The sequence below is a fragment of the Streptomyces sp. NBC_00727 genome (genome assembly GCF_045161745.1).
Classification (GTDB): Bacteria; Actinomycetota; Actinomycetes; order Streptomycetales; family Streptomycetaceae; genus Streptomyces.
On the sequence record NZ_CP108981.1, the window covers coordinates 3,319,336 to 3,332,409 of the forward strand.

The window sequence follows — 13,074 nt, forward strand, 5'->3', positions numbered from 1 at the left end:
GATAGGCACGTGCAGGGCACTGTCGAGCAGCAGGGGGAACGCATGGACTCGGGGTCGTACGCAGCGCGCCTGAACCAGGTGGTCGTGTCGGACTCCCGGGAGCTGGACCGCGTGTGCGAGGAGGTCGCGCTCGCCCTGCACCGGGACGGTGCGGAGCCGCCCTTCGACGTGGCGTCGTCGGATTTCGCCGCCGATCCGTATCTGATCTGCGCCGACCGTTACTGGCGGCTGCGCTTACTGGAACGGCCTAGCATCCGGACCGCCGCCGCGTGTTCCCTCTGGATCAGCGCGCACGTCTCGCGCGAGGCGCGGGTCGAGGTGCTGGAGAAGTGGGCCCTCGGATACGCCTTCATCACCAAGGACAGCGTCGAATCCGCCGTCGAACTCGCCCAGGGCACCGAGGAGATCGTCTCCCACGACACCTCGGCCGGAGACGTCGCCCACTTCGCCGCCCTGTACCACGCGGGCAAGCTGCGCTCGGACTTCCTCTTCGAGGAGCTCCACCGGTTCCTCGACGCCTCGCTTCTCGCGCTCGCCGCCGGTACACACCGGCAGTCCGCCCTCTTCACGGCACTGCGGTCCTTCGCGGCGTTCGGCAGTCCGGCCGTCACCACCGAGCATGCCGTCGGTCTTCTCGATCAGGCGTGGCGCTCCACCGACCGCACCCGGCACGTCGTCGATATCTGCCTCAACGGCATCCAGTTCGCGACCCCCTTCGACGGGCACGGCGAGCTGCTGCGCGATCGTGCGGCCGAGGCCGTACGCGACCACCCCGGCGACCACATGTTCCGCTTCCGGCTCGCCACCGGCCTCCACATGACCGGCGACCACGACGCCGCGCTGAGCAGCATCGACACCGCACTCCGCCTGCTCCCCGCCGTCGGCTCCCGGGGCAGCCACAAGCTGCTCCAGGAGCAGTACCTCACCAAGCGGGAGGTGATCATGGAGGGCCGGCAACGAGCCGCGCTCGACGCCGGGCACCGGCAGCGGCTCGCCGACCGGGAGGCGCGCCACCAGGAGCGATGGGCACGCTCGGAGGAGGAGATGCGCCGACGCGACGAGCAGCTGAGCAGCGCCCTCAGAGCGAGCGAGGAATCGGCGCGGGCCAACCACGTGCGCGCGGTCGAACTCGTCGCCCTCTTCTCGTCCGTCATCGCCTTCGCCGTCGGGTCGCTGCAGGTGACGCTGACCGGGGACTTCTCCCTGCGCGACCGGCTCCTGCTCATCGGCGCCTGGGGCGCGGCCCACGCGCTGTTCGCGCTGCTCGTCATCGGTGGTACGTGGCTGATCACCCGGCCCCGCCGGACGTGACGAACGCACCGGCTCCGTGACGCAGGCGCGTCCCGGCCGAATCCCCGCCCCCGCTCGTACTGTTCCGGATCGCGTTCGTCCTGGCCCGACCAGCACCTCCGTCCCTTCCTCGCGGCTATGCACCGGCCCGAGGTCACGTGACAAGCTCCTCGACCGGTACGCCGCCCGGCTCGCCGGCCAAGGCGGCCGACGGCTCACGGTGACGGTCCTCGCAGGCGCGTGCGACCATGGCCGCTTGTCCGTCGCGCCCAGGGGAGGCCACGCCGTCGTGTTCGTGCAGCACTTCACCCTTCCCGAGGAGCTACTGCTGCTCGCCCACGATCCGGAGGAGGGGCGGGTCCGGTGCCGGCCCCACCATCTGCGGCTGGGCCTGGCGGGGGCGCTCGCCGCGGAGTTGATGCTCGCGGGGCGGGTCACCGTGCGGGACGGCCGGATCACCGCCACCGGCGGGCCGCCGCTCGGTGACTCCGTGCTCGACGCGGCGCTGACGCGTCTCGCCGGCCGGCGCAAGGGGCAGAAGCTGCCGCGTTGGGTGCGCGACACCGCGGGTCTGAAGACCACCGCGGGCCGGGCCGACGAGGTGTGGCGCCACCGGCTCGTCACGCGCGGGGCCCTGCGCGAGGCACGCACCCGGTCCCTGGTGGTCATCGCGCAGCGGCGCCACCCCGTGGGCCCGGACGACCGGACCACCCCCGCGCGCGAACGGGTGGCCGCCGTGGCCCACGGCACGTCCACCGACGAGCGCGCCCGGCTGCTGGCCGCGCTCGTCGGTGCGACGGACCTGGCCCGGCATGTGCTGCCCGGGGACGAGGAGTTCCGGCCGCGCGACGAGTTGGCGTCCGCCGCGAGGCACGACCCGATAGCCCGATGCGTACGCGACCTGGTGCGCGAGGCCCAGGGTCCGGCGCCCCGCCCCCGCAACGGCGCCGAGCCGATCGCCGAGGGCACGGGCTGGAACCCGCTGGACTGGATCTTCGGCGGAAACGGTGACGGCGGGGACGGCGGCGGGGACTGAAACGGCAAGCGGGCGGGGCCGTAACCCCCTCCATGCACGGCAGCCTGACCGAGCACGCCCGGTGCCTCTACGGGACGAGTTCCGGGCCGCCTCCGCGTGCGGGCTCGAACACCTTGAGCACTACTTCGTCGAGGAGTTGACCTTCGCCGACGCGGATTGCCCGCCTTCCGCCGAGGGGCGCGAGCCACCGCGCTACGGGCAGCTCTCGTCGAACTTCACCGCGGTGAGCTCGACCGGCTGTCCGTTCAGGGCGGTTCCCGCGGCGGGTGACTGGGTGCAGACCTTCCAGTTGCTCTCCATCAGCACCATGCGGTCCTCGGCAGCGTCCTTCACTTCGAGCGAGGTCCCGGAGTCGAGTGCGCCGCGCGCGGCCTTCACGGACTTGCCCGCGAGATCCGGCATCTTGCCGCCCACGACTTCCGGAGGCTCCTGGTCCCTGGCGGGGCAGCTCTCCTCGGTCTTCACGGACCCGAAGTCCAACTCGGTCTTCCTGTCGACCGACTTGCCCGCCCGGATGCTCTGGAAGCAGACCTTCCAGTTCCGGTCGAGCACCTGCATCCGGTCCCGCCCGAGGCTGTCGTGCGAGGTCAGGACGTAGAGGCCTTTGGCCTGGGCCGCGTCCTGTGCGGACTGGAGGCCCATGCCGACGAAGTCGGGTACGGAGACCTTCCCATCGGCCTTATCGGCGGCGGGCCGGCTCGTCCCCTTCGGCGCGGGCGGCTCGTTGTCCGACGTGACGGGCCCCCTGGGCGACGCCGTTACGGTGACCGTCGCGGTGGGCGCGGGCGTCGCGCCACCCGCGTTGGCGGTGCCACCTCCGCCCGCGCTACCGGCGACGGCCCCGGCGAGGAACAGGCCTGCCGCCGACGGGATGACGACGCGCTTGCGCGCCCAGCCCGGCAGGCCGGAAGCCGAAGCCGACGGCTTCTCCGCGGCCGGGCCCCAAGGCTGCTGGGTGTCATTGTTCCAACTCATTCGTCCCCCAGGTGTGTTTCACGGAGGCATGACCGTATCCGCGCACTCCGACCCGACGGGAGGCAGGTCTTCCGCAAGTGATGAATCCGTGATGATGGTGCGAAGGAATCCGGGTGGACATGGGGACGCGGGTGGATGCCGATGCGAAGGCGGGGCGAGCCCGACCAGGGATCACTCGAACGAGTAATTGACCGATCGTTCCAATACAACCTACGCTCTTACATGTGGCCAGGACCAAGGAATTCGATCCGGAGGCCGCGCTGCAGTCGGCCCTTGAGCTGTTCTGGCAGCGCGGCTACGAAGCGACGTCGATAGCCGACCTCGTCGAGCACCTCGGCATCGGCCGGGCCAGCATCTACGCCACCTTCGGCAACAAGCACGAGCTGTTCCTGAAGGCCATGGACCGTTACGCGGAGGGGCGCGACCCGTCCCTTCTCGCGGAGCTGTCCCAGCCGGGGCCCGCCCTGCCCGCCGTCCGGGCCGTGGTCCGCCGCTTCGCCGAAGAGGCCACCTCCCTGGAGGCGCGGCTGCACGGATGCCTCATCACCAACACCGCTTCCGAGCTGGCACCCCACGACGCGGCGGCGGCCCGCCGGGTCGAGACCAGCTGGGAGCATCTCGAGACCCCGCTGCACTCCGCGCTCATACGGGCCCAGGCCCAGGGCGAGTTGCCGGAGGGCCGCGAGCCGCGCGCACTGGCCCGCATGCTGCTCGTCCTGCTCCAGGGCGTGCGAGTCGTCGGCAAGGCGTCCAGCGATCCCGCCCGCGTACGGGACGCCACCGAGCAGGCCCTGGCCCTGCTGGACTGAACGCCGCCACCCCGCCCTACCGACCCCTGCCGGGCCGAACGGCTCGACACCCCGACGCCAGCCGGGGAGACCCCGCACGCCGCCATATTGGACCGAGCGATCCAATATGAGCTTTCAGTGCGCTGCCCGCCCTACAGAGGAGTTGTGCAAGTGAACCGCTTCACCGGCAGGTCCGCCCTCGTCACAGGCGCCGGCTCCGGCCTCGGCCGTGCCACCGCGCTCGCCTTCGCCGCCGAAGGCGCGTCCGTGGTGGTCGCGGGGCGCACCCGGGCTTCCCTCGACGAGACGGTGCGCCTCGTCGAGGCGGCCGGGGGCACGGCAGCCGCCGTGGTCGCCGATGTCACCGAATCGGAGCAGGTCCGCCACCTGGTCGAGGAAAGCGCGGCCCGCTTCGGGGGGCTCCACATGGCGGTCAACAACGCCGGGATACTTCGGGGTTCGGCCCCGGCCGCGGATGTGAGCGCAGAGGACTGGGACGCGGTGCTGAGGACCAACGTCACCGGCGTCTGGCTGGCGATGAAGTACGAGATCGCCCACATGCGCACCAACGGGGGCGGCGTCATCGTCAACATCGCCTCCAACCTCGGCGCCCACCTGCGGATACCGAACGCCGCCGCCTACATCACCTCGAAGGCGGCCGTCTCCGCGCTGACCCGCGCCGCGGCGCTCGACCACGTCCACGAGGGCATCCGCATCAACGCCGTCAGCCCGGGAACCTCCGACGCGCCCATGTCCCTTCGCCCGGGCGAGACCGAGGCCGACCGGGCGGAACGGGTCAAGTCGCAGAACCCGCTCGGCCGGCTCACGCAGGCCGAGGAGGTGGCGGCCGCGGTCCTGTACCTCGCCTCACCCGCCGCCGGCGCGGTGGTCGGCACGGACCTGGTCATCGACAGCGGGGCGTCGGCCTGAAGGGGGCCGCCGAAGGGGTCAGGGCACCGGCCTGCCGCCGACGGTCCGCGGGCCGCTCGGGACGAGCCCGACACCGCGGGGGACGCCGTCGGCCTGATCGCCGCGAACCTGCCGGAGGGAGCCGGCCCGGCCATCGACGGTACGGCTCACGGCCTCTGACCTACCATCGGGGCCTGCCGATCACTGGAGTGAGCCGCCATGACCTTGTCGCCGCGTATCGGGGTCGTCATCGTGACCATGGGGACGCGCCCCCGGGAGCTTGAGGCGTTGCTCGCGGCCGTGGCGAAGCAGGACGTGCCGGCCGCCCAGGTGGTCATCGTCGGCAACGCGACCTCGCTCGAAGACGTTTCGACCGACGTCCTGGACGCGGCGGGGACGCCCGGCGCCACCGTCGTGACCCGGGTGCCGCTCACCGAGAACCTCGGGTGCCCCGGGGGACGCAACGTGGGGCTTGAGGTGCTCCGCGACACGGGCGAGGTCGATGTGGTCGTCGAGCTGGACGACGACGGGCTGCTCGTCGCGACGGACGTGTTCCGCGAGGTGCGGCGGCACTTCGAGCAGAACCCGCGTCTCGGGATCATCGGGTTCCGGGTCGCCGACGAGCACGGGCGGACCGAGCGGCGCTGGGTGCCCCGGCTGCGGGCGGGCGATCCGATGCGCGGGGGTCCGGTGACCGCGTTCCTGGGCGGGGGGCACGCCTTTTCGGTGCCCATGCTCCGCCAGATCGGCCTGTGGCCCGGCGAGTTCTTCTTCGGACACGAGGAGACCGACCTCGCGTGGCGGGCGCTCGACGGAGACTGGGAGATCCACTACGAGCCGACGCTCGTCCTCCAGCACCCGCGGACGTCCCCGGCCAGGCACGCGGTCTACTACCGGTTCACCGCGCGGAACCGGGTGTGGCTCGCGCGCAGACGGCTCCCGGCGCCGCTGATCCCCGTCTACCTCGGCGTGTGGATCACGCTGGCCATGCTGCGGATGCGCTCGCTGACCGGCCTGAAGGCGTGGTGGGGCGGGTTCGCCGAGGGGGTCCGGACGCCGGCCGGGCGGCGTGCGCCGATGCGCTGGCGGACCGTGTGGCGCATGACCCGCCTGGGCCGGCCGCCGATCCTCTAGAACGGCACGGCACCCCGGCGGACGCGGCCCCGACCGGTAGGGCACGGCCTAGGGTTTGGCACGTGGTGGTCGGTGAAGAGGTGCGGGCTGACGCGGGCGGGTCGGAGCGGCAGCCGGGGCGGCGGGTGTGGTGGCAGGCCTGGTGGCGGACCTGGTGGCGGGTCCACCGCGTGCCGCTGATCTGCGTCGCGGCCGTGCTGCCGCTGTACGCCGTGTGGGCCGCCGCCCTGGCCACCGGTGGCGGTGACCTCGCCGCGCAGCTGGCCTGGGCCGGATTCACCGCGCGCCACCCGGGATCGGCGTACAACCTCTCCTGGTACGGCGGGATGCACACCGCCAACTACAGCGTTCTCTCCTCGTACGTGATGGCCCTCATCGGCGTCCGCACGGTCTCCGTCCTCTCCGGGCTCGCCGCCACCTGGGTCATGGCCGGCCTCCTCGTGCGTACGGGGATGCGCCACGCGCTCGTGCCCGCCCTGCTCGCCGCGTCCGCCCTGTGGTGCAACGTCGCTTCGGGGCGTACGACCTTCGCGCTCGGCGTCGCCATCGGGCTCGTCGCGTGCCGGTACGCCGACCGGGCCCTGGTGGCCGTCGTCGCGGGGGCGCTCGCCACGATGGCGAGCCCGGTGGCGGGGCTGTTCCTGGTCGTGGCGGGCGCGGCGTACCTCTTGGACCGCCGCCTGCGGGCGGGGATCGCGCTGACGGTCCCGTTCTTCGCGGTCGTCGGGGCCACCACGCTGCTGTTCCCGTTCCGGGGCGAACAGCCCATGCACGCCGACCGGTTGTGGCTGCCGGTCCTCGTCTGCGCGGTGTTCGCGTGCGCCGCCCCGCGTGCGCGGGAGTGGCGGGTGACGCGGTACGGGGCCGTCGTGTACGCCGTCGGCGTGCTGCTCACGTTCCTCGTCGCATCCCCCGTCGGCACGAACGTGGAGCGGCTGCTCGGCCTCCTCGCCGCGCCCGTGCTGTGCGCGGCCGCCTTCGCCACGTTCCGGTCCAGGGCATGGGTGCGTACGGGGGCGCTGGCCGCCGTCCTCGTGCTCTCCGGGCTCTGGCTCGTCGACAGGACCCTGGACGACCTGCGCGCCTCCGCCCCCGTGCCGGCCTGGGCATCCCGAACGGAGGGCGTCGTCGCCGCGCTCGACCGGCTGGGCGCCGGCCGGGTCCGCGTGGAGGTCGTCCCCGCGCGCAGCCACCGGGAGGCCGCCCTCCTCGCCCCGCACGTCAACATGGCCCGGGGCTGGAACCGCCAGCTCGACGTCGAGCGCAGCCGCCTCTTCTACGAGGGCCGCCTCACCCCGGACCGCTACCGGGCCTGGCTCGACCGCTGGGCCGTGGGCCTCGTCGTCCTGCACCACGGGGAGCCGGACGGGCCCGCCGAGGCCGAAGCGGCGCTGCTCAGGGGCGGGTTGCCGTGGCTGGACCAGGTGTGGGAGGACGACGGCTGGACGGTCTACCGGGTCCGGGACGCCACCCCGCTCGCGCCCCCGCCGGCCACCGTCACCGGCAGTGGAGACGCGGACCTGACCCTGCGCATGGAGCGCCCGGGCTCGGTGACCGTACGCCTCGCCCACTCGCCCTGGCTCCGGGTGCACGGGCCGGCCGGGGCCTGTCTGCGGCAGGACGGGGAGTGGACGCGGCTGACCGTGCGGAAGGCGGGGACGTACCGGCTGGACTCGGCGTACGGGCTCGCCCGCTTCACGGGAGGCGGCTGCTGAGACCGGGCGGTCCGCCGCCACGGGGCGGGCCCGCGCCCTCCCACGGTCCGTGAGATCCCGGCAACACCCGGGCAATGAAATGCGGCGGAAACACACGGGGTCCCTCGGCGAAACGCGAGCCGGTCACGCTCGCAGTCGCTCCCACCGCACCCCGCCCCGAGGAGGGACTCTCCCGTGACCCCCGTGACCACGGCCGCGGCCGGCCTGGACTCCGGCGACACCGCCTGGCTGCTCGCCGCCACCGCCCTCGTCCTGCTGATGACCCCCGGGCTGGCACTGTTCTACGGCGGCATGGTCCGCACGAAGAGCGTCCTCAACATGCTGATGATGAGCTTCGTCTCGATCGCGCTGGTCACCGTGGTCTGGCTGGTCGCGGGCTATTCGCTGGTCTTCGGCGACGACGCGTTCGGCGGGCTGGTGGGGAACCTGGCGCACCTGGGCCTCGCGGACATCGGGCCGGACGCGCTGACCGGCGGGGTGCCCACCTTGCTGTTCTCCACCTTCCAGCTGACCTTCGCGATCATCACGGCGGCCCTGATCAGCGGCGCGGTGGCGGACCGTACGAAGTTCGCCGCCTGGCTCGTCTTCGTACCGGTGTGGACGCTGCTCGTATACGCGCCCGTCGCGCACTGGGTCTGGGGGCCCGGCGGCTGGGTCAAGGACTCGCTGGGCGCGCTGGACTTCGCGGGCGGGCTCGTCGTGGAGATCGCCTCCGGCGCCTCCGGGCTGGCGCTTGCGCTCGTGGTGGGGCCGCGCATCGGGTTCCGGAAGGACGCGATGCGCCCGCACAACCTGCCGATGGTGATGCTGGGCGCCGGGCTCCTCTGGTTCGGCTGGCTCGGCTTCAACGGCGGTTCCGCCCTCGCCGCGAACGGCCTCGCCGCCGCCTCGATGCTCAACACGATCGTCGCGGGCTGCACCGGACTGCTCGGCTGGCTCTTCGTGGAGCAGCGGCGCGACGGACACCCCACCACCTTCGGCGCCGCCTCGGGCGCGGTCGCCGGACTGGTCGCGATCACCCCGGCGTGCGGCACGGTCTCCATCCTGGGCGGCGCCGCCGTCGGGCTCGCGGCCGGTGTCGTCTGCTCGTACGCCGTCGCGTGGAAGTTCCGCTTCGGATACGACGACTCACTGGACGTCGTCGGGGTCCACTTCGCCGGCGGCGTCGTCGGCACCCTGCTCATCGGCCTGTTCGCGACCGCCTCGATGACCGGCGGCGCGGAGGGCCTGCTGTACGGGGGCGGGGCGGGCCAGCTCCTGAGGCAGGCGGTCGCCGTGGTCGCGGTGGCGGCGTACACGTTTCTCGTGACGTACGGGATCGGCAAGGCGGTCGACCGGCTGATGGGGCTGCGGGCCACCGCCGAGGAGGAGGTCACGGGCCTCGACCAGACGCTGCACGCGGAGAGCGCCTACGATCACGGCGCGCTGGGCCACGCGGCCCCGCAGTCGGCGTCGCTCCCGAGGGACAGGAAGACAGCTCCGTGAAGCTCATCACCGCCGTCATACGCCCGCACCGCCTCGACGAGGTCAAGACCGCGCTCCGCGAGACCGGCGTCCAGGGCCTGACCGTCACCGAGGCCGGCGGATACGGCCGCCAGCACGGGCACACCGAGGTGTACCGGGGCGCCGAATACCGCGTGGACCTGGTGCCCAAGCTCCGGATCGAGGCGGTCGTGGCCGACGCCGACGAGGAGGCGGCCGTCGACGCGATCGTCCGCGCCGCCCGGACGGACCGCATCGGCGACGGCAAGGTGTGGGTGCAGCACGTGGAGACGGTGATCCGGGTCCGCACGGGCGAGCGGGGGCCGGACGCCCTGTAGGCCACCGGGCGCCGCAGGCGTCCGCCGCCCTCAACGGCGCTTCAGCAGCCCCGTGTCCAGCGCCACCACCACCGCGCGCGTGCGGTCGTTGACGTCCAGCTCGGCGAAGATGCGCAGCAGGTGGGTCTTCACCGTGGCCTCGCCGATCAACAGCCGGCGGCCGATCTCCGCGTTCGACAGGCCGTCCGCGACCGCTTCGAGGACGTCTGACTCGCGGGCGGTCAGGGCGACCGGTGCGGGGCGCCGCATCTTGGCGACCAGGCGCTGGGCGACGCGCGGGGCGAGGACGGTTTCGCCGCGGGAGGCCGCGTGGATGGCGTCCACCAGCTGTTCGCGGGTGGCGTCCTTGAGCAGATAGCCGGTGGCGCCCGCCTCCACGCCGCGTTCGATGTCCGCGTCGGTGTCGTACGTGGTGAGGATCAGCACCCAGGTCGGGGCGGGGCCCGCGACGATCTCGGTGGTTGCGCCGACGCCGTCGAGGACCGGCATGCGCAGGTCGAGCAGGGCGACGTCCGGACGGAGCCGTTCGACCAGGACGACGGCCTCGCGGCCGTCGCTCGCCTCGCCGACGATGTCGAGCGTCGGCTCGGAACCGAGCAGGGCGACCAGCCCCGCACGCATCACGGTGTGGTCGTCGGCCAGGATGAGGCGCAGGGGTTCGGGGGTGTTGAACTGCTGTGGGCTGAGCGCACATAGGTGAGCTGTAGTGCTCGGGAGTGAGCGGGGCGGGGTGGGTGTGCGTGGGGGGATATGAGTTCTGGGATCGAATGGGTGACCTTGTGGAGGGTTGCTCGTTGTTACGGGTGATGTGGTGCGCCGGTCGTGGGTCGGGGGGTGCGGTGGTGGGCGATGTGCGGGAGTTGGCGGCGTCTTTCGTGGTGCCCGGGCCGTCCGGGGTGGCGGTGCGGGGCCGTCTCAAGTACCTCGTGGCCTACCGCATCCACTACGACACCGGCCGAGGGCGCTGGTACCTGACCGCGTCCTGGCAGAAACCGATCGGGCGGACAGTCCCGTTGAAGGCGGCGAGGGCCGGGGGTGTGATCGGGGTGGACACCAACGCCGACCACTTCGCCGCCTACCGCCTCGACCTCCACGGCAACCCGGTCGGTGAACCCCACCGCTTTCCGTACGACCTCAGGGGGTCGGCAGGGCATCGTGACGCGCAGGTCCGCCACGCGCTCACCCGCCTCCTGCACTGGGCCCGCCGGACCGGCGTCACCGCGATCGCCATCGAGGACCTCGACTTCAGCGCGGAGAAGACGCGGGAGAAGCACGGCCGGAGGAAGCGATTCCGGCAGCTGATCTCCGGCCTGCCCACCGGCAAGCTCAAGGCACGCCTTGTCTCCATGGCCGCCGAACACGGTCTCGCGATCATCGCGGTCGACCCGGCCTACACCTCGATGTGGGGTGCTCAGCACTGGCAGAAGCCACTGACCACACCCCACCGGAAGATGTCCCGTCACGATGCCGCCGGCATCGCGATCGGGAGACGCGCCCTCGGACACCCGATCCGGCGTCGGACGACACCGCCCTGTGCGCACCAGAGCGATGCGCATGGGCATCGGACCGTCCAGGCCGCACCAGGTACCCCAGGGCGTGAGGGACCCCGCCCCCGCACCCCCGGACCACGGACACGATCCGTGCCACCGGACGCGGCGAGAACGCGGGCAACCAGGACACCCAAAACCGTTCGGGATGTCCGCAGCGAACAGGAATGGATCCAGGACTCACTCCTGCTCACTGAATAGGAACGGTGCGCCCGGCAGCCTCGACCGGTGGAACCGGGTGTCCACCGGTCGGTGGACCCGCACCCGGCCGGGCGCACTCGCGTCAGAGCCACGCCGTCAGCCGCCCCTTCGCCTCCGGCCACTCCTCTGCGAGCAGCGAGAAGTACACCGTGTCGCGCCAACTGCCGTCCGGGCGGCGGCGGTGGCGGCGCCGGACGCCTTCGCGCTGGGCGCCGAGGCGGGCTATCGCGGCCTGGGAGCGCTCGTTGAGGTGGTCGGTCTTCAACTGGACGCGGCCCATGCCGAGGTCCTCGAAGGCGTGGGTGAGCATGAGCAGCTTCGTCTCCGTGTTGACCGCCGAGCGCCAGTACGCGCGGCCGTACCAGGTCCAGCCGATCTCCAGGCGCTCGTTCGCCACGTCGACGTCCAGGTAGGTGGTCCAGCCGATGGCCCGGCCGCTCGCCCGGTGGACGACGGCGAACGGGACGTACGACGCGTCCGTGAGCATGGCGGCCAGCAGGGCCTCCATCTCCTGCGGGGTGCGGGGCGTCGGGGTGCCGAGCCAGCGCCACACCTCGTCGTCGCCACCGCCGGCGGCGAAGAGGTCGTCGAGATGGGCGGGGGCGAGGGGTTCGACGCGGACGTGGCGGCCGGTCAGGGTCACGGGGAGCGGGCTCGTGGCGGGCATGGAGACACCCTACCTCGTACGTACTAGCGTCAAACAGATTATGCACTAGTGCGTATTGCTCGCGTCCTCCGTGTCCGTCCGGCCGTCCTGTCCGGCCGCCGCGCGCATGGCCGCCGCCATGGTCCGGATCTCGGGCAGTTTGTCGTACAACGCCTGGCCGGGGCAGCTCGTCCGGTACGTGTCTCGGTGGCCGGAGATGACGTTCAGCGCGGCCACCTCGCCCTTGGGGTACCTGCTCGCGTCGTTCGTCGACCGCAGCCGCACCTTGCCGCGCGGGTCCTCGCCCGGCAGCAGCTTCCAGGCCGCGATCGCCGCCAGCGCCCGGACGACGGGGGCCGGGACCTTCTCGCCGTCGTAGTAGTCGCCGAGCACCGCGATGCCCACGCTGTCGGCGTTGAAGCCGGTGGTGTGCGCCCCGCGCACCGAGCGGGTGACTCCGCCGGCCCGGCCCTCGTAGATCGTGCCGCAGCGGTCGACGAGGAAGTTGTAGCCGATGTCGTCCCAGCCCCGGTCCTTGATGTGCGCCTCCTCGACGTGCCGGATCAGCTCCGGCGCCTCGGCGCAGTCGTAGTCGTTCGTCTCCCCCGTGTGGTGGACGAAGACCGCCCGTACGGCGCCCGTGTAGACGGCGTGCTCCCGGACGATGGACTCGTCCGCGTGCCAGCCCGCCCTGGTGACGATCACGGGCTGCGGCGCCGTCCCGACCCGGTCACGGGCGGGCGCGGCGGGCGGCTCGGCCAGGATGTGGGGCACCGGGGCGTCCCGCGGGACCAGCAGAGCCAGCGGGAGGACCGCGGCACCCAGCCATATTCGATGGGGCCACATGGCTTCCACCCTGCGGCTATACCGCCCGGGGCGCAGATGAGGTGGCCGATCGGGTGAAAACGCCCCGGCGAGGAATATCCCCGGGCCACGTCCGGGCCGGGCCGCTCCGGCGATATCCTGGGGGCGGCAGAGGGCCGGTCACGGCCGCTGCGCGGCGGTGGGGCCCG

General features: G+C 72.5%; 12 protein-coding genes and 1 pseudogene. 9 read left to right on the top strand and 4 right to left on the bottom strand.

Features of this window, described 5'->3' with window-relative positions; all coding sequences use genetic code 11:
• The first annotated feature begins 42 nt into the window (after positions 1-42).
• Entirely contained in the window at positions 43-1,311 is a 1,269-nt protein-coding gene (locus OG242_RS14930) for a hypothetical protein (protein WP_405898625.1), read from the top strand.
• Positions 1,312-1,546: 235 nt separating this feature from the next.
• Positions 1,547-2,326: a GPP34 family phosphoprotein gene (locus OG242_RS14935; RefSeq protein WP_405898626.1), complete on the top strand. Its 780-nt coding sequence runs from the start codon at positions 1,547-1,549 to the stop codon at positions 2,324-2,326.
• Positions 2,327-2,518: 192 nt separating this feature from the next.
• On the opposite strand, the gene OG242_RS14940 is transcribed toward OG242_RS14935, so the two are convergent.
• Positions 2,519-3,301 carry a hypothetical protein gene (locus OG242_RS14940; protein WP_405898627.1) on the bottom strand — a complete coding sequence of 261 codons (783 nt, stop codon included), beginning with the start codon at positions 3,299-3,301 and terminating at the stop codon, positions 2,519-2,521.
• A gap of 224 nt (positions 3,302-3,525) precedes the next feature.
• On the opposite strand from OG242_RS14940, the gene OG242_RS14945 reads away from it, so the two are divergent.
• The 6 genes from OG242_RS14945 to OG242_RS14970 all read left to right on the top strand — a co-directional run bounded on the left by OG242_RS14945 (position 3,526) and on the right by OG242_RS14970 (position 9,667).
• Entirely contained in the window at positions 3,526-4,110 is a 585-nt protein-coding gene (locus tag OG242_RS14945; protein WP_405898628.1) for a TetR/AcrR family transcriptional regulator, read from the top strand.
• Between the two features lie 150 nt (positions 4,111-4,260).
• Positions 4,261-5,019, top strand: coding sequence for an SDR family NAD(P)-dependent oxidoreductase (locus OG242_RS14950; RefSeq protein ID WP_405898629.1), 759 nt, complete (start codon positions 4,261-4,263; stop codon positions 5,017-5,019).
• 198 nt (positions 5,020-5,217) lie between these two features.
• On the top strand, positions 5,218-6,132 hold the full coding sequence (locus tag OG242_RS14955) for a glycosyltransferase family 2 protein (RefSeq protein WP_405898630.1): 915 nt from the start codon (positions 5,218-5,220) through the stop codon (positions 6,130-6,132).
• A 170-nt stretch (positions 6,133-6,302) separates the two neighbouring features.
• Complete coding sequence (locus OG242_RS14960; RefSeq protein ID WP_405901617.1) at positions 6,303-7,847, top strand: hypothetical protein; 1,545 nt, start codon at positions 6,303-6,305, stop codon at positions 7,845-7,847.
• A gap of 174 nt (positions 7,848-8,021) precedes the next feature.
• Complete coding sequence (locus tag OG242_RS14965; protein WP_405898631.1) at positions 8,022-9,332, top strand: ammonium transporter; 1,311 nt, start codon at positions 8,022-8,024, stop codon at positions 9,330-9,332.
• Positions 9,329-9,667, top strand: a complete 339-nt coding sequence (locus OG242_RS14970) for a P-II family nitrogen regulator (RefSeq protein ID WP_405898632.1) — start codon at positions 9,329-9,331, stop codon at positions 9,665-9,667. The genes OG242_RS14965 and OG242_RS14970 overlap by 4 nt, the downstream gene beginning before the upstream one ends.
• A gap of 30 nt (positions 9,668-9,697) precedes the next feature.
• Here OG242_RS14970 and OG242_RS14975 read toward each other — a convergent pair whose 3' ends face one another.
• Entirely contained in the window at positions 9,698-10,321 is a 624-nt protein-coding gene (locus OG242_RS14975) for a response regulator (RefSeq protein ID WP_405901618.1), read from the bottom strand.
• Positions 10,322-10,593: 272 nt separating this feature from the next.
• On the opposite strand from OG242_RS14975, the pseudogene OG242_RS14980 reads away from it, so the two are divergent.
• Positions 10,594-11,415 (top strand): annotated as a pseudogene (locus tag OG242_RS14980) (IS200/IS605 family accessory protein TnpB-related protein); the annotation flags it as partial.
• Between the two features lie 82 nt (positions 11,416-11,497).
• Here OG242_RS14980 and OG242_RS14985 read toward each other — a convergent pair.
• Positions 11,498-12,082, bottom strand: coding sequence for a GNAT family N-acetyltransferase (locus tag OG242_RS14985; RefSeq protein ID WP_405898633.1), 585 nt, complete (start codon positions 12,080-12,082; stop codon positions 11,498-11,500).
• 45 nt (positions 12,083-12,127) lie between these two features.
• On the bottom strand, positions 12,128-12,907 hold the full coding sequence (locus OG242_RS14990) for a peptidoglycan recognition protein (RefSeq protein WP_405898634.1): 780 nt from the start codon (positions 12,905-12,907) through the stop codon (positions 12,128-12,130).
• Positions 12,908-13,074: the final 167 nt, after the last annotated feature.

What these genes read in the sequence shown, in the direction of transcription:
- OG242_RS14990 (WP_405898634.1), bottom strand. Translation starts at nt 12,907, where the DNA reads ATGTGGCCCCATCGAATATGGCTGGGTGCCGCGGTCCTCCCGCTGGCT.
- OG242_RS14955 (WP_405898630.1), top strand. Translation starts at nt 5,218, where the DNA reads ATGACCTTGTCGCCGCGTATCGGGGTCGTCATCGTGACCATGGGGACG.
- OG242_RS14930 (WP_405898625.1), top strand. Translation starts at nt 43, where the DNA reads ATGGACTCGGGGTCGTACGCAGCGCGCCTGAACCAGGTGGTCGTGTCG.
- OG242_RS14985 (WP_405898633.1), bottom strand. Translation starts at nt 12,082, where the DNA reads ATGCCCGCCACGAGCCCGCTCCCCGTGACCCTGACCGGCCGCCACGTC.
- OG242_RS14940 (WP_405898627.1), bottom strand. Translation starts at nt 3,301, where the DNA reads ATGAGTTGGAACAATGACACCCAGCAGCCTTGGGGCCCGGCCGCGGAG.